Annotated in this window: 16 protein-coding genes; 12 read left to right on the top strand and 4 right to left on the bottom strand. The window is 52.5% G+C overall.

Translation table 11 applies throughout. The features are described 5' to 3' along the window. Positions 1-151: 151 nt before the first annotated feature. From ET464_RS08205 to ET464_RS08190, 5 genes are all read left to right on the top strand, one after another. Positions 152-1,336: a DNA polymerase IV gene (locus tag ET464_RS08205; RefSeq protein ID WP_244226754.1), complete on the top strand. Its 1,185-nt coding sequence runs from the start codon at positions 152-154 to the stop codon at positions 1,334-1,336. A 212-nt stretch (positions 1,337-1,548) separates the two neighbouring features. Beyond that, a complete protein-coding gene (locus ET464_RS08200) occupies positions 1,549-1,785 on the top strand; it encodes a ferredoxin (protein ID WP_129439936.1) in 237 nt (78 codons plus the stop codon). Positions 1,786-2,164: 379 nt separating this feature from the next. Next, on the top strand, positions 2,165-5,509 hold the full coding sequence (locus tag ET464_RS08195) for a galactose-binding domain-containing protein (protein ID WP_208543909.1): 3,345 nt from the start codon (positions 2,165-2,167) through the stop codon (positions 5,507-5,509). Continuing rightward, a complete protein-coding gene (locus ET464_RS19990) occupies positions 5,410-6,285 on the top strand; it encodes a discoidin domain-containing protein (protein ID WP_244226713.1) in 876 nt (291 codons plus the stop codon). Before ET464_RS08195 ends, ET464_RS19990 begins: the two co-directional genes overlap by 100 nt. A 166-nt stretch (positions 6,286-6,451) precedes the next feature. Then, the gene (locus tag ET464_RS08190; protein ID WP_165279949.1) at positions 6,452-7,828 is read left to right on the top strand and encodes a L,D-transpeptidase; all 1,377 of its coding nucleotides are present in this window, start codon (positions 6,452-6,454) and stop codon (positions 7,826-7,828) included. 4 nt (positions 7,829-7,832) lie between these two features. Here ET464_RS08190 and ET464_RS19790 read toward each other — a convergent pair whose 3' ends face one another. After that, a complete protein-coding gene (locus tag ET464_RS19790) occupies positions 7,833-7,970 on the bottom strand; it encodes a hypothetical protein (protein ID WP_165279848.1) in 138 nt (45 codons plus the stop codon). Between the two features lie 171 nt (positions 7,971-8,141). On the opposite strand from ET464_RS19790, the gene ET464_RS08185 reads away from it, so the two are divergent. The 5 genes from ET464_RS08185 to ET464_RS08165 all read left to right on the top strand — a co-directional run bounded on the left by ET464_RS08185 (position 8,142) and on the right by ET464_RS08165 (position 13,444). Next, positions 8,142-9,239 carry a quinone-dependent dihydroorotate dehydrogenase gene (locus ET464_RS08185; RefSeq protein WP_208543907.1) on the top strand — a complete coding sequence of 366 codons (1,098 nt, stop codon included), beginning with the start codon at positions 8,142-8,144 and terminating at the stop codon, positions 9,237-9,239. A gap of 17 nt (positions 9,240-9,256) precedes the next feature. Continuing rightward, on the top strand, positions 9,257-10,063 hold the full coding sequence (gene yjbM, locus ET464_RS08180) for a GTP diphosphokinase (RefSeq protein WP_129439932.1): 807 nt from the start codon (positions 9,257-9,259) through the stop codon (positions 10,061-10,063). 110 nt (positions 10,064-10,173) lie between these two features. Next, positions 10,174-11,832, top strand: a complete 1,659-nt coding sequence (locus ET464_RS08175) for an RsmB/NOP family class I SAM-dependent RNA methyltransferase (protein ID WP_129439930.1) — start codon at positions 10,174-10,176, stop codon at positions 11,830-11,832. Further along, positions 11,833-12,597: a pseudouridine synthase gene (locus ET464_RS08170; RefSeq protein WP_129439928.1), complete on the top strand. Its 765-nt coding sequence runs from the start codon at positions 11,833-11,835 to the stop codon at positions 12,595-12,597. It abuts the gene before it with no gap. 55 nt (positions 12,598-12,652) lie between these two features. Continuing rightward, positions 12,653-13,444 carry a Cof-type HAD-IIB family hydrolase gene (locus tag ET464_RS08165; protein ID WP_129439926.1) on the top strand — a complete coding sequence of 264 codons (792 nt, stop codon included), beginning with the start codon at positions 12,653-12,655 and terminating at the stop codon, positions 13,442-13,444. A gap of 121 nt (positions 13,445-13,565) precedes the next feature. Here ET464_RS08165 and ET464_RS08160 read toward each other — a convergent pair whose 3' ends face one another. Together ET464_RS08160 and ET464_RS08155 are read right to left on the bottom strand one after the other, a co-directional pair. Further along, positions 13,566-13,664 (bottom strand): YjcZ family sporulation protein, encoded by a 99-nt coding sequence (locus ET464_RS08160; RefSeq protein WP_129439924.1) that lies wholly within the window; start codon positions 13,662-13,664, stop codon positions 13,566-13,568. 194 nt (positions 13,665-13,858) lie between these two features. Continuing rightward, entirely contained in the window at positions 13,859-15,688 is a 1,830-nt protein-coding gene (locus ET464_RS08155; RefSeq protein WP_129439922.1) for a DEAD/DEAH box helicase, read from the bottom strand. Positions 15,689-15,818: 130 nt separating this feature from the next. Here ET464_RS08155 and ET464_RS08150 point away from each other — a divergent pair, with 130 nt between their 5' ends. Both ET464_RS08150 and ET464_RS08145 read left to right on the top strand, forming a co-directional pair. Beyond that, a complete protein-coding gene (locus tag ET464_RS08150; RefSeq protein ID WP_129439920.1) occupies positions 15,819-16,025 on the top strand; it encodes a YwbE family protein in 207 nt (68 codons plus the stop codon). A 2-nt stretch (positions 16,026-16,027) separates the two neighbouring features. Next, positions 16,028-16,327 carry a hypothetical protein gene (locus ET464_RS08145; RefSeq protein ID WP_129439918.1) on the top strand — a complete coding sequence of 100 codons (300 nt, stop codon included), beginning with the start codon at positions 16,028-16,030 and terminating at the stop codon, positions 16,325-16,327. Between the two features lie 112 nt (positions 16,328-16,439). Here ET464_RS08145 and ET464_RS08140 read toward each other — a convergent pair whose 3' ends face one another. Continuing rightward, positions 16,440-18,371, bottom strand: coding sequence for an FAD-dependent oxidoreductase (locus tag ET464_RS08140; protein WP_244226712.1), 1,932 nt, complete (start codon positions 18,369-18,371; stop codon positions 16,440-16,442). Positions 18,372-18,411: the final 40 nt, after the last annotated feature.

Genomic DNA, 18,411 nt, shown 5'->3' with positions numbered 1-18,411 from the left:
CCGGCACGGCAAGTTGACCGAAGCATTGTGCGGCGGTATGCTGAAGGGAACAAATGTTTTGATTTCGGAGAACAAACATCGTGCCGGAGGTGGAAACGTGAAGCAGCATGCTGCAGCTGACAACGGACCGCGCGTAATCCTGCATTTGGATATGAACGCTTTTTATTGTTCGGTGCATGAAGCGGAGGAGCCGGGTAAGTATAAAAATAAACCTACTGCCGTAGGCGGGGATGCCGAGCAGCGGAGAGGCGTAATCGTAACCTGCTCGTATGCCGCCCGGGCAAAAGGCGTGCGAACCGGCATGACAGTACGTGAAGCGTTAAAAACATGCCCGGAGCTTATTTTGATCAAAACCGATTTCAAATTGTACCGCAGCTATTCGGAGCGCTTTATGGCCATTGCCCGCCAATATACGCCGCTAGTCCAGCAAATGTCCATTGATGAATGTTACTTGGACATTACCGGTTCCGGGTTGTTTGGAACGCCGGTGGAAATTGCGCAGACGATCCAGAGGCGGATACAATCGGAATGCGCTTTGCCCTGCTCCATCGGCATAGGACCAAACAAGCTGCTTGCCAAGATGGCTTCGGACATGAAGAAGCCTAACGGGTTAACGATATTGCGTATACGCGACATGCCCAGGCTGATGTGGGATAAGCCTTGTGATGTGCTGTTTGGAGTCGGCAAAAAAACGGCTGAAAAATTAAACCGCCTGCAAGTGAAAACAATCAGCCAGCTGGCTGCCGCCGACGCGGAGTTTTTACGCCGCCATTTTGGCGTCATGGGACAATGGCTGAAGGATGCCGCGAACGGGCGTGATTATTCTCCTGTTAACCCGGAGGAGGAAGCGAGCAAGTCCATCGGCCATATGACAACATTGCCTGCTGATGTTACCGAGAAAGAAGAAGCTGCCCGCATCTTGCTGGAGTTGTCCGACCGTACCGGCCGCCGGCTGCGGGCGCAGCATCTGGTCACGGGAACGGTTCAGATTACGATCCGCAAGCCGGATATGACGACTATAGCGCGTTCGCGCACGATGGAAGCCGTTACGCAGCAAACGTCGGATATTTACCGGGAAGCGCTTCGCCTGCTGGAGCGCCATTGGCGGGAAGGGGATCCGATCCGCCTGCTTGGAGTGACCCTTCAAAATTTATCGCCTGCGGAAGAAACCGCCATTCAGCTGGATTTATTTGATTATGAGCAACAGCCCCGCAAGGATGCGCTTGAGGCGGCAATGGATAAGCTGAGAGATAAATTCGGGGAGAAGGCGATTCATTCAGCCGGACTTCTTCCAAAAAGCGGAAAAAGAGTGGCGAAAGCGCCTAGTGAAGAATAAAATAGCCTATGTGCAAAGATCACAATAATCACTATAGATATTTGGCAACATCCATGATAAAATGTTTTTTTGTTTCATTCATGTTGAAAAAGGCTGCATAATTGTTATATATTGAGGTGTAAGGATTACTATTACGGCAGCAGTCTGAACAAGACAAGCTTATCATTTTTACAAAGAGAATGATTCGTATATTTTACAGGAGGGAAACATATATGGCAAAATTTACTTGGGTCGAGAAAGATACTTGCATCGCTTGCGGCGCTTGCGGGGCTACTGCACCTGACATTTATGATTACGATGATGAAGGTCTCGCTGAAGTTATATATAATAACGACGGTAACAAAGGCGTAACTGAAATTCCTGAAGATCTGTACGACGATATGCAGGATGCATGTGACGGCTGCCCAACCGATTCTATTAAAGTAGCGGATGAACCGTTTAATATGTAACAACCGGACGAAGCCGGCATGCCTTTTTGGCAAGCCGGCTTCGTTCTGCTCTGATTTAAACCGGCCGGACTATAATGTCTGGCCGGTTTTTTTGCGCGTTAAGGAACATGCAGCCGAATAGCCGTGCCGGCAGGCTCCTCTCCGAGGCGCTTATTCGGGATAATCGCAGCAAGGCTTCAGGCGGCTAACGCAAAAAAAGGAAAGGTAATGGCATCAAACGCAAAATATTGGCATTTTATACCATAAAACAGCAGCGTATACTATTCGGTGAAATGATATGGAAGCGTTATCATTTCACCTTGAGAAAACGAGAAAGGAGGGCAAGGCAGCATAAGCTATCGTAATTATAAATGAACTGTTGTAGGAGGTTAAAAAAATAATGGTAGTTGTATCGAATCGGGCAACAGGTAAAGGCCGCATATTTATCATGTCGCTTATCGTCTCGATGTTGGTTTCTCTCGTCTCATCGCTGTTTATCCGCGAGGCGCACGCCGCCGGATCGTATTTGCTGTCGCAAAACCGTATCGCCTATGCCTCTTCCACAGAGGGAGCCAATACAGCGAATCTTGCTGTAGACGGATCGACCGGCACACGCTGGGCAAGCACGTGGGGAACGGATCCCCAATGGCTGTATGTGGATCTTGGCGCTAACGCTTCAATTGACGAGGTCAAAATTGTCTGGGAAGGCGCTTATGCCAAAGCTTATAAAGTTCAGGTATCCAACGATGAATCGACTTGGTCGGACATTTATTCTACGTCGACGGGTGACGGCGGCGAAGATGATCTCCATATAACTGGCAGCGGGCGTTATGTGCGGATATATGGCACTGAACGCGCGCTTGCTGCCTACGGCTATTCGATACTGGAGCTTGAAATTTACGGTACAGGCGGAATTAGCGGCCCTCCGGCGGACTACGGTGCCAATGTGGCGCTGAATAAGCCGGTATCCGTGTCTTCTACTGAAGATTCCGCTTATTTGCCGCCGGGTTCGACGGCAGCGTCCAACGCCGTTGATGGCAATACTGCAACCCGCTGGTCTTCAAATGCAACGGATAATGAATGGATTACCGTTGACCTGGGGGCAGTTCATCAGATCGGGCGTGTAATTTTGAATTGGGAAGCGGCAGCCGGAAGGGCTTACGATATTCAGGTGTCCAATAACGGGAGCAGCTGGACTACCGTTTACCGCCAGCTTCATGGATCAGGCGGCAAAGAGGACATTCCGCTTTATACGAACGGCCGTTATGTGCGGATGAACGGAATTGGACGAGCTACTAGCTTCGGCTATTCCTTGCTGGAATTTGAAGTGTACGACTATGTGGCCGGGCAGCCGCAGCCGGTGTACACTATCGAGCCGCTGCCGCAGCCGCAAGCCGTCCAATCGGGCGCAGGCAGCTACTTGACCAATGATATTCATATGCCACAGCCGAAATATCCTGCGAATAAATCTTCCAACGTGACAACGCCGATCCCGTCAAACGACTGGTGGCAGTCGCTGCTTATCAAGCCATTTGGCGATTATTTGGTTACACTGCCGCTGAAATCGAAATATTTTCCGCAAGGACTTGGCATCTTAAATCCGGGCGCCGGATGGCTTTCCTCGGACGGGCGTGCGGTTAATGCCGACGGCAATCCGGATCTGTATGTCATGGGCGGCAATATCGACAGCTCCAAACTGGTCACCCGCGTAACGGGTTACTCGGACTGGGCCGTTGACGCCGTGTTAAGCGACGGTCAGGCGGACAAGATGAAGTCGACCTTCGTGAAAGGATCACCTTATGTTTTTAATACATTCACAGGCACGAATCAAGTGGACATCTTCTCGTCGCTTATGACGCAGCTGTTTGACGATAACGGCAACGCCGTGCTGACAACGGAAGGCTCCACGCTGACAGCTGACCACATCGGCGTCAAGATCGCCAATACGAACGGTGACCCGAATGGCGCGCCGCAAACCCGTTACTACGGCATTTTTGCTCCTCCGGGCACTGTATTTAAGAAGGTAGGGGCGAAAATTAAAATCGAGCTGGGCAGCGGGCAAAATTATTTGTCCGTCGGCGCGATGCCGCAAGCTTCCAACCTGAACTATTACTATCAGCATGCTTATGCTTTTGTGACGGACACCAAGGTGAACTATAACTATAATGAAGCAACGAGCCAGGTAACGACCAATTTTAATGTGTCGACGCAGCTCGTACGTTCCGGTTTCTCCAACCAAACGCTGATGGCGCTTTACCCGCATCAGTGGAAAGTATCCCCTTCTTCGCTGACGGCGCTTACTTATCCGTCAGTGCGCGGTACGCTGAAAGTACATGAAGGCAACAGTTTTACTACCGTGGACCAGTTCTACGGCATCGTTCCGCAGTTTACGGAGCCGACCGATTCTGCGTATGACAAGTCGCTGATGGTTTCTTATCTGGAAGATTTGGATGAGGAGACAAGCAGCAATCTGATGGCCGCCGATGCGTATTGGCAAGGCAAGAAGCTGCATCCGCTTGCGATGGGCGTGCTTGCTGCCAATGAACTTGGCGAAACGGAGCTGCGCGATAAGTTCCTGGACCGCATCAAGCTTATTTTGACGGATTGGTATACGTATACAAACGGGGAACCTGACTATTTCTTGTATTACAATTCGGATTGGGGCACGACGTATTATAAAACAAGCGAATTTGGAGCGAACAGCGGCATCACGGACCATCACTTTACGTACGGTTATTATGTGTTTGCTTCAGCTGTGCTGGCAACATTTGACGACGGGTTTAGAACCGATTACGGCTCGATGGTGGATCACTTGATCCGTGACTATGCCAACCCTTCGCGCACGGATTCCATGTACCCGTTTTTCCGCAGTTTTGATCCGTACGAAGGCCATTCATGGGCTGGCGGATACGCCGACAATGACAACGGCAATAACCAGGAAGCAGCCGGCGAATCGCTGTTTGGCTGGGTCGGAGAATACATGTGGGCATTGGTCAACAACGATCAATCGTTCCGCGATGCCGCAATTTATGGTTTTACAACGGAGCTGAACGCGGTTGAGCAGTACTGGTTTAACTATGACGGCGACAACTGGCTGCCGGAATTTACACATAAGTCTGTCGGACAGGTTTACGGCTCGTCCAATTTCTTCGGTACGTTTTTCAACGGCGACCCGGTATATGTCTATGGCATCCACTGGCTGCCGACCTCTGAATATTTGACCAGCTACAGCTTGGAGCCTGGCAAGGCGGCGGGACTATATAACGGATTTGTAGCCGATAACGGCGGCCCGGAAACGGACTGGTACCATATCGTATGGCCAATCCAGGCGTTAAGCGACCCGCAGGCGGTCATTAACAAATGGGATGCAACCCATATGCAAAAAAATGAAATCTTTAATACGTATTGGTTTGTGCACAATATGGCTACGCTTGGCACCCGCACGAAGGATGTATGGGCAACCGGATGGACAAGCGCAACGGTTTACAAGAAAGGCGCGGATTATAAGGCACAAGTGTGGAATCCGACTTCCAGCCCTGTGACGGTTACCTTTAAAAATGCCGGCGGAACAACAGGAACGGCTGTTGTCGGACCTAAATCATTAGTGACGGTCAACCCGATGGTCAATTCGACTGCAAACGATCAGTGGGCGCCGATTGGCGGAGGCAACGGCGGCGACGGAGGGACAACGGCAATGGCGGTGAGAACGGCAATGGCGGCAACAACGGTACGGATACTAATGTAGCTGCCGGCAAGCCTGTAACAGTTTCATCCACTGAAACTCCGTTCGCAGGCGCTAACGCCGTTGACGGCAGCACGGAGACGCGCTGGGCATCTGTGACAAGCGCAGACCCGCAGTGGCTGACGATTGATCTGGGCGTACCGTATCAGCTTAGCCACGTGAAGCTGAATTGGGAAACGGCGTATGCCAAATCTTATAAAATCCAAGTGTCGGATAACGGCAACGATTGGACAGATGTATATTCGACAACGACAGGCGACGGTGCAGCCGACGAATTTGATGTAACCGGAAGCGGGCGTTATGTTCGTTTGTATGCAACGGAACGCGGAACGATATACGGATATTCGCTGTATGAAATAGAAGTGGATGGCCATCCGCGCGGAGGAGCAGACGCAGCATTGTTGTCTTTGGGTAAAGACGCTGCCGCTTCTTCGTTTGAAACTCCGTTTGTAGCTTCATCGGCCGTGGACGGAGATCCGGGAACAAGGTGGGCATCTGCGCCAGGCGCGGACCCGCAATGGCTGATGGTCGATTTGGGGCAGACACGCACCGTGACCAGCATTAAGCTGAAATGGGAGACGGCTTACGCCAAATCGTATAAACTGCAAATTTCAGCTAACGGCAATGACTGGACGGATTTGTACAGCACCACAACCGGTACAGGCAATGAAGAGACGATCCCGGTGAACGGAAGCGGCCGTTACGTGCGTATGCTTGGAACGGAACGCGCCACGCAGTTCGGCTATTCACTTTGGTCGTTTGATGTATACGGCAATTAACGATTCGATAATAAGTGGGATAAGGGGCTGTCCGCATGATAGGGGACAGCCCCTTATTCCGTGATAAGGCGCCCGCCCGCCTGTCAGGCGGGCGGCAAACGGAAGTGCAACGAAATGCCGTCTTTTTGCCGATAACTATCGTATGACATGGTTAAGGAGCGGTGTTATGGAGGACCGTGAACATATTTATTATTTAAAGAGCTTTGTCAAACGGCATCCCGGCAACCGGATGGCCTGGTATTTGCTTGGCAAGCAATATGAAGAGCAAGGCAAGTTATCCAAAGCGAATTACTGTTATTTGGAAGCCGGAGAAGTGTATGAAGCATTTGAACGGAAAATGCATCCGCTTGTTGCGGTAGAGCAGGAGCTGGAGCAGCTTCAAAAGTGGAAGGAGCGCGGCCGGCAAAGGCGCTTCCGGCTAAAGTCGGTTGTGCTTGCATTATTGCTGCTGCTGCTTTCCGGCTTGCAAGCAAGCCCTGTGGAGCGGGATAAGCGGCCGCAAGCCGCCGCCGTACATACGGCTGCGGAATCAGCATTGCAGCAGCAGGCTCCTCCAGCGGTTGTCTTCACGAAACGTGCCGAGAAGAAGCCGCTTGGCGCGGCATTGGAGTTAGCTGCTGCGGAAAGCGGCCGCGCCGGGACCGTGCTGGCAGCGCAGATGGAAGAGGATGGGGCATGGCGTTTATGGCAAGGACGCACAAAGCTCTTATTGTCCACGCAAAAAGAAAAGCCGGACGGGCAATGGGAAGTGGCAATGTATGACCCGGCATCCTGCAATTGCAAACCGGCGGACTCTGCGCCGATGGTGAAGGTGCTGAAGCATTGGAGCGCAGAGCAGGAGCTGCGATGGGTGCTGTCCAGCGCTATCATCGCTTATTTTCATCAGCAAGGGTCGATGCCGGCATCGTTGTCTGATTTAATCGGGTCTTACCCGAATAACTACATAGCAGGAGAAAAAGAAGGCATGGCGGCAATGTTTGCGCCGCTTATGCAGCAATTGGCCGTTGATCAAAACGTGAAAGCGCTGGCAGCCGGCGTCCAGCAGCAGCCGGCGCCCGGCAGCGGTTCCGGCATCGTACCGGCGGACAAGCAGTGGCGGACCGAGCTGCAGATCGTAGTTGACCCTGCGAAACATCGGCTTGCCGTCGTCAGCGGAGATATTATGGTCAGAAGCTATCCGGTCGGGCTTGGCGGGAATAAGACGCCGGAGGGGACGTTTACCATTACCGAAAAGGTTAAAAATCCGAACGGAACGGACAAAGGCCCATACGGCAGCCGGGGGATGGAGCTGTCGGACGGACCTTACGCCATTCATGGCACCGACGAGCCTGACAGCATCGGCGAAGATGAATCGCTTGGCTGTATCCGAATGGAGCGGGCGGATTTGGAGGAACTGTATGATTTGGTGCCGCTTGGAACAAAAGTGACGATACAAAAAGGATTGATGCCGCCTAAACCTGCTCCAGCGCCGGAAACCCGATTCCGGCTAAAGCCTGTCCAGGACGAAACCAATCCTCATCATAAATACAGCTGGCTAGGATAACCCGTTATTGAACTAGAAGCAATACCACTACGGCAATCAGCACGACACCAAATATCGAACCCGTCCAAATGAGGCCTTTTTTGTTCAAGGTCTCATTTTGTTTTGCTTTCATTACCGGCGGCTTCCGTTTTGTGTTGCTCACAGGCCATCAACCTTTCTTTTAGGCATAAAATAGATGCTATTATTGTAACCGTTTTCTCTAAGGGCTGCAACGCAAAACAGCCTTATTCCGTGCACCTTGCTCTTTCTTTTTTCCTTTAAAAAAGATAAACTGTCAGTTAGGACAAACATCTTAGAACGGAGTGAAAGAAAGTTGTTATATAAACATATGGCGAAGCCTTTATTATTCCGGATGGATGCGGAGAAAGCGCATCATCTCGTAATAGACGGCTTGCATACGGCTAACGGCATTCCCGGTGTAAATGGCATTCTGCACGCTTTATACGGCGTCAAGGAAACGCCTGAGCTGGCAACCGATTTGTTTGGGCTTCATTTTCCGCATCCGGTGGGGCTGGCGGCAGGGCTGGACAAAAACGGGAAAGCGACAGATGGCTTTACGAGTATTGGCCTAGGATTTATGGAAGTGGGAACCGTTACGCCAAAAGGGCAGGCGGGCAACGAGCTGCCAAGGCTGTTCCGGCTTCCGCCGGATGAAGCGCTGGTGAACCGGATGGGCTTCAACAATGACGGCGTAGAAGCGATGGCCCGCCAGCTGGCTCGGCGCAAGCTGCACCGCATACCGATTGCAGTCAATATCGGCAAAAACAAAGTGACGCCAAATGAGCTGGCGCATGAAGACTATCAGGCTTGTATTCGAGCATTATACGAGCACGGCGACTTTTTTGTTGTCAATATCAGCTCGCCGAATACGCCGGATTTGCGCGCTTTGCAGCATGGCGATGAGCTTCGCACGCTGCTTTCCGCAGTGAAAGAGGAAATCGGCCGTCAGGCGTCCCGGTCCGGCAAGCATGCGAAGCCTGTTCTGGTGAAGATTGCGCCGGATATGACGGACGAACAGCTGGAGCTGACGGTTGCAGCCATCCAGGAGAGCGGCGTATCGGGCATTATCGCAACAAATACGACAATATCCCGCGATGGGCTGACGCATGCCAATAAAGCGGAAACCGGCGGGTTAAGCGGCAAGCCGCTCCGGGAACGTTCAACGGAAGTTATCCGTTTCGTTTACCGACAAACGGGAGGCCAGCTGCCCATTATTGGCTCCGGAGGCATTTTTACAGCAGCTGACGCATACGATAAAATTCGCGCTGGTGCATCCTTGGTTGAAATTTATACAGCCCTGATCTACAAAGGCCCGGACGTGGTGCGGGAGATAACGGGCGGACTGGTTCAGCTGCTTAGAAAAGACGGCTACCGCAACATTGCCGAGGCAGTAGGCGCAGATCATCATTAAGGATTGGAGGCGGCCGGATGGACGGAAGAGATTGGAATCTATTTTTACAGCCGTATGAGCAAGCGGTTGAGGAAATGAAAGTGAAATTTAAGACGATGCGCAGTGAACTGAAGATGCGTGAAGCTTATGCGCCGATAGAGTTTGTCACCGGCCGAGTGAAAAAAATTTCAAGCGTCCTGGAGAAAGCGAAACGTTTGAACGTTCCGCCTGACCAGCTTGAGCAAGGCATTGAAGATATAGCGGGAATCCGGATCATGTGCCAGTTCGTAGACGATATCCGCCGGGTGGCGGAGCTGATTAGAAGCCGCAAAGATTTGGCGCTCGTCTATGAAAAGGATTATATAACGAATTTTAAGGAAAGCGGCTACCGGAGCTACCATATGATCGTCAAATATCCGGTGCAAACCGCATTGGGACAAAAAGATGTGCTGGCTGAAATTCAAATCCGCACACTGGCGATGAATTTTTGGGCGACGATTGAGCATTCCCTTAACTATAAATATAAAGAGGCGCTGCCGGAGGATGTTCGGCTCCGCTTAAAAAACGCATCGGAAGCCGCATTTAAGCTGGATGAGGAGATGTCGAGCATCCGGCATGAAATATTGGATTCGCAGCGTGATTTTGAAGAGCGTTCGAACGTCGTATCCAAAGTGCTGAACCATATCCAGGATTTGTACTTTTACCGCAGAGTGCGGGAAGCTGCACAGTTCCAGTTGAAATTCAAGGAGCTGTGGGAAAGCGAAGATTTATACGGCCTGGACCAGCTTTCCAATGAACTTGAAGCGGCAATTATCCGTGCAAAAAAGAACAACGGCACGACTTAATAAGCTAAACCTCCAGCAACGCTGCTGCCAAGCGGACTGGGGTTTAGCTTTTCCATTAAGGCGCGCGCAGGTTCGCCGGACATAAGCAGGAAGTAGGAGGATCTCACAACATGACAGTCAGTCTGCCGCTATTGTTTGTCGAGCGGATGAAGCAGCTGCTCAAGGGCGATTTTGATCGTTTTATCGCATCTTATGATGAACCAAGGCTGTACGGATTAAGAGTTAACCCGCTAAAAATAACGGCTGGCCAGTGGAAGGAGCTGTCTCCGATCGGGCACAGCACCAAATCGGTACCGTGGGCGCCGGAAGGGTTCTACTATAACGGAGAGGACAGGCCTGCCAGACATCCTCATTATCATGCCGGCCTTTATTATATCCAGGAGCCAAGCGCCATGGCGCCCGTGGAGCTGCTGGATGTACAGCCGGGCCACCGCGTGCTTGATTTATGTGCGGCGCCGGGCGGCAAATCGACGCAAATTGCCGGCAAGCTGCAAGGCAAAGGCGTACTTGTCACCAATGACAACGCCAGGGAAAGAACGAAGCCGCTGGCCAAAAATATCGAGCTTGCCGGTGTGCGCAACGCCGTTGTCCTGAATGAAGAGCCGGCTTCGCTTGTAACGGTTTTTCGGGGCTGGTTCGACCGGATTCTGGTGGACGCCCCTTGTTCGGGCGAAGGGATGTTCCGAAAAGACGAGGCGATGGTGCAGTCCTGGGAATCGCATTCCGTAGAGCGCTGCTCGGTTATGCAGCATCATATTTTGCGGCATGCGGCGGAGCTGCTGGCGCCCGGCGGCAAGCTGGTTTATTCGACCTGCACGTTTGCGCCGGAAGAAAACGAACGGCAAATCGCCAAGTTTTTGGCGGACCGGCCTGATTTCGAAGTTGTGCCGGTTGATCCCAATTACGGCTGGACGGAAGGGCGTCCGGATTGGGCGGATGAAACGGAGCCCGGTTACGAAGCAGGCGAATGGCAGCGAAATGTGGCAGAAACGCAAGGCACGGTACGGTTATGGCCGTATTTGATCCATGGCGAAGGCCATTATGCAGCTGTGCTTCGCAAGAAACCGGGCGAAGCCGCACCGGAGAATAGGGATGCTGTAGCAGAAACGGCGCAGGCTGCATGGGACATCCGGGGCCATATCATAACGGAGAACCCTGATCATCGGGACGCTCGATTCGAACCTGCACCGGATCAACGGGGCGGCAAGAAACGCCGTGATGACCGCGGCGGACGCCTGAATGCGTCCGTTCCGCGCGGCGGGGCAAAAGGAAAAGGCGCTTTCAAACGGCTTTCCACGAAAGAAGAAGGTGCTGCGCCTGAGCAGCTGTGGGAGCGGTTTGCATCGGAGCAGCTGTTGTTTCAGCGGCAGCAGGAGATGCAGATTTACTTATTTGGATCGCTTGTATATTTGCAGCCGCTTGGCATGCCATCCCTCGACGGGCTTAAAGTCGTTCGGTCAGGGTGGCTGATCGGCGGCGTAGATAACGGCAAATTTACGCCATCCCAAGCGCTGGCGATGGGTTTAACGCAGCGGGAAGCATCTGTGTCATTAAATTGGCCGGCTGAAGATCCGCAAGTTTTTCGCTATTTGCGCGGGGAAACGTTGTTTGTGGAGCCGGATGAGCTGATTACTGCGGATTCTTCCGTACAGAAGGATAAGTTCAAGGGTTATGTGCTTATTTGTGCGGACGGTTATCCGCTTGGCTGGGGCGTTTATGCGGCCGGCATGGTCAAAAACAAGCTGCCTGCAGGATGGAGGAGGATGTAAGTGGCAAAAAAGTTGCGTCTCGACAAGCTTCTTTCCAATATGGGACTGGGCTCGCGCAGCGAAATCAAAAAAGCGGTCAAGCAAGGAGCGGTTGCCGTTGACGGCAAAACCGCCAAGGACAGCGGATTGATTGTGGACCCTGATACGCAGCAGGTGACGTTTCATGGAGAACCTGTTGTATACAGGGATACCGTTTATCTTATGATGAATAAGCCTCCGGGAGTCATATCCGCAACGGAAGACGGCCGCGAACGGACGGTTATTGATCTGCTGGAGGATGAGGACCGGCTGCTGTCGCCGTTTCCTGTAGGCCGGCTGGACAAGGATACGGTAGGGCTGCTGCTGCTCACGAATGACGGGCAGCTCGCCCACGATCTGCTTTCTCCCCGCAAGCATGTCGACAAAACGTATGAGGCGGTTGTCGAAGGGGATGTTGGCGAAGGGGACAAAGCTGCTTTTACAGAAGGCGTCGTGCTGGATGACGGCTACAAGACAATGCCGGCCAGCCTGCATGTGCTGAAGCAAAAGACAGCGGAAGATGGGCAAGTGATGTCAACCATCTCGCTGACGATTAAAGAAGGAAAGTTTCATCAGGTGAAGCGAATGTTCGAAGCGGTCGGTAAAAAAGTGGTTTATTTGAAGCGGGTGGCGATGGGACCGCTGACGCTGGATGACGATCTCGAGGAAGGGACTTACCGGGAGCTGACCGAAGAGGAAGTGGAACGGCTCCGCGCCCATCGCAGCGCCGGCGTCTTGAAGGCGTAGCGGGCAAGCTTTTTTTTGTTTCATAACCAAAAAGAGAGAGGAAGGGCGAAACATAGTGGAGAGAAAATTTGATCTGATTGCATTGGATGTAGACGGCACTTTGCTTACCGACCATCATGAGCTGACGGAGCAAACGAGAGAGGCGGTTCGGGAGGCTGCGGCAGGAGGTGCTGAAATTGTGCTTTGCACCGGCCGCGGACCGTCCGGCGCATTGCCTGTATTGGAGCAGCTTGGGCTGAGCGGTACAGTCATTACCCATAACGGAGCGGCAACCATTTTATCGGACAACCGGGAAGTGCTGCATGATTATGCGATTGAACACCGGCTGCTGCAGCCGTACCTGGAATACAGCCGCAGCCATGGCATCCATTTTGATTATAATACTGCTTTTGATATGTTCGTGGAGGGCATGACGCCGGAAGCCGAGGAAATGTACAGCCGGTTTTACGCGCAGCCGATGCTGGTTGGTCCGGATGATCAGCTGCCGGACCGCCTGCTGAAATTTACCGTTTTTGGCTCCAAGGAAGAGATGGACCGCGTGGAAGCGGATTGGAGCGAATGGCCGCCGCAGCTGCAATTGATCCGGAGCGGAGATTTCTTTATCGACGTCCAGCACCCGGATGCCAATAAAGGGGCGGCGCTTCAGCAGCTGGCGGAATCCCGCGGAATCCCCCCTGAGCGGGTGCTTGCGATCGGCAATTACTATAATGACATTGCCATGCTGGAATTTGCCGGACTTGGCCTTGCCATGGCGAATTCGCCCGACCGGGTGAAGGAAGCAGCCGACGATGTGGTGTTGTCCAACGAAGAAGAAGGCGTTGCTTACGCGCTGCGCAAGTTTGCATAATGGGGAACTGCGCGGTATTGCTGCATATATACCGTATAACCAAAGAAGACATCAGCCTCTAAGGCTGATGTCTTCTTTGGTTATACAAGATGCGTTCATAATGGCCGGGGCTGTGCTGTAATTAGTGCCATACCCCTACTGAAATAATAATAACCAAAAGGATGAACAGAACCAGAATAAAACCAAACGAACCAGTGCCATAACCGCCGTAACCAGACATCTTTGTTCCTCCTTTAAAATCTTTTTTCCGAGGCAGGCATTTCAGAGCGAATCCCGCCGTCCGGTATACTGTATTGTATGATTAGCGGAGATATAGGTATGGACATTTATCCGTAAGCGAAGTAATTTAGGCGTTTGTACGCACTGTTTTTATACAAAAATGGCACCTGCAGCATAGGCAGGTGCCATCGTATTTTATTTGCCGCGCCGGCCGCCTGGTCTCCCAGCGGCTCCGCGCCCGCTGCCGCCGGAACGTCCGCCGTTTCGGCCGCCGGCCGCCGGTTTCCGGCCGCTGCTTTGGGCTGCGCCTGCCGGCTGCTGTCCGGTCGCCCAGCTGCGCGGTCCGCTTGGCGCTGACGAATTTGCCCCGCGTTTGCCGCGGCTGTCGCCGCCAGCGCGCGAAGAACCCGCCGCATCGCCGAATCCGCGGGCGTTGCCGCGCTGCTTGCCGCGGCTGTCGCCGCCAGCGCGCGAAGAACCCGCCGCGTCGCCGAATCCGCGGGCGTTGCCGTACTGCTTGCCGCGGCTGTCGCCGCCAGCGCGCGAAGAACCCGCCGCATCGCCGAATCCGCGGGCGTTGCCGCGCTGCTTGCCGCGGCTGTCGCCGCCAGCGCGCGAAGAACCCGCCGTGTCGCCGAATCCGCGGGCGTTGCCGCGCTGTTTGCCGCGGCTGTCGCCGTCAGCGCGCGAAGAACCCGCCGCGTCGCCGAATCCGCGGGCGTTGCCGCGCTGTTTGCCGCGGCTGTCGCCGCCAGCGCGTGAAGAACCCGCCGCGTCGCCGAATCCGCGGGCGTTGCCGCGCTGCTTGCCGCGTCCGCCAGCGCGCGAAGTGTTCCCGCGTCCGCTGCTGCCGCGCTGCGAACGGCCGCCAGCTGTTTCTTGCGCGCGGTCTACACGCACGATGGCGCCGTCCGCTTCCAGCCGGCGGCGTTCCAGGCTCGCGTTAATGTTCCGCTCGATCAATTGCACAGTGCCGCGATCGCGAGGCGTTGCCAGTGTAATCGCTGTCCCGGATTGCCCGGCGCGGCCGGTGCGGCCGATCCGGTGAATATAGATTTCGCTGTCTTGCGGGACGTCATAGTTAAATACATGCGTAACGCCTTCTACGTCAAGTCCGCGTGCTGCAACGTCAGTCGCGATAAGCACTTGAAGTTTGGCATCGCGGAACCGTTTCATCACTTGCTCGCGTTTCGCTTGCGTCAGGTCGCCATGCAGTTCGTCCGAGGCGATGCCGTAGTCCTGCAGCGCTTCATTCAGCTTTTTGGCGCGGATTTTGGTTCTGCAAAATACGACTGCCAAATACGGCCGGTGCTGCTCGATAAGCCGGATGAGAGCGCCTTGCTTGGCCCGGTCTGTTGTTTCGAGAACAAGCTGCTTTATATTGTCCAGCGTCACATGTGCGGTTTTGATCCGAATATCGGCAGGCGATTTCATATATTCGCCGGCGAGACGTTTGATGGCATCCGGCATTGTGGCAGAGAACAGCATCGTTTGACGCGCTTTCGGCGTCTGAGACACGATTGTTTCAACCTCGGGCAAAAATCCCATATGAAGCATTTGATCCGCTTCGTCCAAAACAAGCATTTTCAGCTTGCCCAAATTGACCGTTTCGCGGCGCATATGGTCCAGCAGTCTTCCTGGAGTTGCTACTATAATATGAGGGGCGTTGTTCAGCTTGCGAATTTGCGCCTCCACATCCTGGCCGCCGTAAGCGGCAAGTACGGAAGCGCCAACAGCAGGAGCAAGTTTTTTCAGCTCTCCGGTAATTTGAATGGCAAGTTCACGCGTCGGGGTCAATATCAGTGCTTGAACCTGATCTTTTTGCGTGTTGATTTGCTGCAGGATCGGCACGATAAAAGCAACCGTTTTACCCGTCCCGGTTTGTGCCTGGGCAATGACGTCTTGCCCTTGCAGAAGGAGGGGGATTGTTTGGGTTTGGACGGGAGTCGGCTCCGTAATGCCGTTATTTCGAAGGAACTGTGCCAGTTCCGTATGAACTCCAAGCGTTGTAAATGCGCTAGACATGATTTAGATTTCCTCATTTCGTTTCATCGTATAACGACTAGTATAACATTAGCGTAACGGAAGTGCATCCTGAAGGCGGCTGTGATATGCTATTTAAACAAAAACTTAGGCGGAAAAGGATGAAATCAGCATGGACGGCACACAACGATCGGCGATTAAACCCGGAATGACGGTTGATATTGTTTTAAAACAAGACCAGCGGACAGGAAAACTGACAAGAGGGACTGTGGCGCAGCTGCTTACCAATTCGCCGAACCACCCGCATGGGATTAAAGTCAGGCTGTCCGACGGCCAGGTCGGAAGAGTTAAGCGTATCGTAGAGGGAAGTGGTGTCTAACGATGGCATTTGGCATATCCCGCGAAGAGCTGCAGAACTGGAAAAATAAAGCGTCCAGCGGGGAAATTGCTTATTTGACGCATTATTGGCTGGACCCGCGGTTTCCGGGCATTCGCACGGTAACGAAGGTAGGGTGTTCGAATATAGAAAAACTGGCCGATTGGTGCAGGCGAAACGGCTTGAACCCTAAATATATTCATGTTAGAGAGCTTTATCCGCATTTTGATCTGATTGGCCCCAAACAAAAACAAATTTTGCTTCAAGAGCAGCTGCAGTCACATATCGAGCGGTTTAAGCTGTAGCTTATAAAGGGAGAGCGCAGGTATAAGGGCTTTCGTCCAGTCCTAATAAAAAAGCTTCTAAACGCCACACAAGTGGTATTTAGAAGCTTTTTGTGCATGGTTTAGGAGCGCCTTAAAATTCCAGCTTCATAAGCGAAACCGACAAATCGTACAGCATCTGATAAGCGTCTCCGTTTGTCAGATGCGCCGGATCGGTAATGGAGTCGATAGTCTCCTGCTTGAGCCAGCCTTTTTTCAGCAAATAATCAACGGAATGCTGTTCATCCTGCTCATTGCCAATCATCGCCGTCAGCATCGAAGCCGCCATCGTCAGCGTCAGCGGTTTCTGGATCGGGTCTTGAATAGAATCAACTGCTGTATAAGGGTCGCCTGCAAGCTTGTCGGCATGGAACTTCCTTACCTGCCTCAGCTGGTTCAAATAACGCTGAATGTTGGTAGGCTCGTCTAGTTTCCAGCTGTCGTTCTTGTATCCTCCGGATGTTAAATACATGCTGGCAGCGGCGACAAGACCGTTGAAATCTTTATGTTTCTCGTAGTCTTGTGCTTCAATTTTGTTCATCGTTAAATCCATGCCTTGCTTCACCAGCGTTTTTTTCAGCTGATCGATCAGCGGCTCGGATTTGGACAGTTCACGCAGCGTAATGCCGTTGTCTTTCGCGATTTTTACGGCTGCGCCTGCCGCTTGCCCTGTAGCCATGCCAAGCGGAATAACCCGGGCGCTGCCATGCGGAATGGTATCGAAGCTGGCGGATCTGCCGACTACAAGCAGCCCGTCGATATCTTTGGGTACAAGCGTCCGGAACGGCACGCCGTATTGCTTCGGCTTCATCAGTACTGTGCCGGAGCCGCCTGATGAGATGCTTTGAATGTCGATTGGATAAGAACCGTAAGCAATTGCATCCCAGAAGTCTTTGTTTTCCATCAAATCTTTAAGCTTCAAGCGGTATTCGCCGATTAAATGCCGGGATTCCCGGATATACAGCTCGTTAGCCGTTCCGGCATATTCCAGGTTTTTAAACCCGTCGAAATGGCTTTTTAAATAATTAGCGATAAGAGGGGCTTCCTTCTGTCCGATTTCAACCCCTTGAGCAACCGACTGCGGATCAAGGGGGTCAATGTTAAACAGCTGCATCGCATTGATCAGAATCGAGCCATCGTTTTGGCGGCCGATATTAAGACCTCTTAATTTCACTTTTTTAGGGTCGGAAGACGGGTAGTTTTTAGCTTCGTCATAACCCCAGATGCTCATTTTATCCGATCCGGCGTCTTTGTAATGAGCCAGCTCGTTCCAAATTTCCGGCGTAACGCCTTTCATCCGGAATACAAGCGTAGCAACCATCAGGTCGCTTTTGCTGCCGATATCTTCGCGTCCTATCGTAAAAGAGGCTCCTGCGGCAGCGGCAATATCGGCATCCTGCGTAGCGTCGATAACCGTATTCGCATAAATATCTTTTGCCGCGCCGGATTCATCCACGATATGCATGCCGATGACCGTTTTGCCGGAAGCCCCTTTTTGTTCGATGATGGGTGTCATCTTCTGAACTTTCATTTGAAGATCAATGTTTGGCTCTTCTTTTACCATCCGGTAAAACACATTGGCCGCCGTATTGATATCAAACGAAGAGCCTTCCACCTGTTTAAACCATTCCAGGAATATGCCGTTGTTCAGAAAACTTTGTTTGCCAAGCTCTTTATTGATGAAGGATTGCGATGGAGAGTAATTTAAGTCCAGCGTGTTCAGCTCGCCGATTGTCATGAGCCCGCCAAGCTTGTCGCGGTTATGCCCGTCGATGAGCAACACCTTAAGCCCGTTTCTGGCTGCTGATATGGCTGCTGTAATTCCTTCCGGATCCGTACCGGCGACAATGACATCATAATCGTTCTGAATGGATAACTCAGATAATACCGGAAGCAGCGGCTGGGTAACCATTGCGGCTTCGTGTTTGTCTTGCTTTAAATACCATATCAACGTCAACGCCCCAACGAGCATGACGGCCACTGCCAGTGCACTGACTGACCATGTGAGAAGCGGCCTGTTTCTCAAATTAATGATTCCTCCCCATAAAACATACATCCTTAAGCTC

This window comes from Paenibacillus protaetiae (assembly GCF_004135365.1).
In the GTDB taxonomy this organism is placed as follows: Bacteria; Bacillota; Bacilli; order Paenibacillales; family Paenibacillaceae; genus Paenibacillus_AP; species Paenibacillus_AP protaetiae.
The sequence above is the reverse complement of the archived record's forward strand: the minus strand, read 5'-3'. Positions and strand labels throughout refer to the sequence as shown.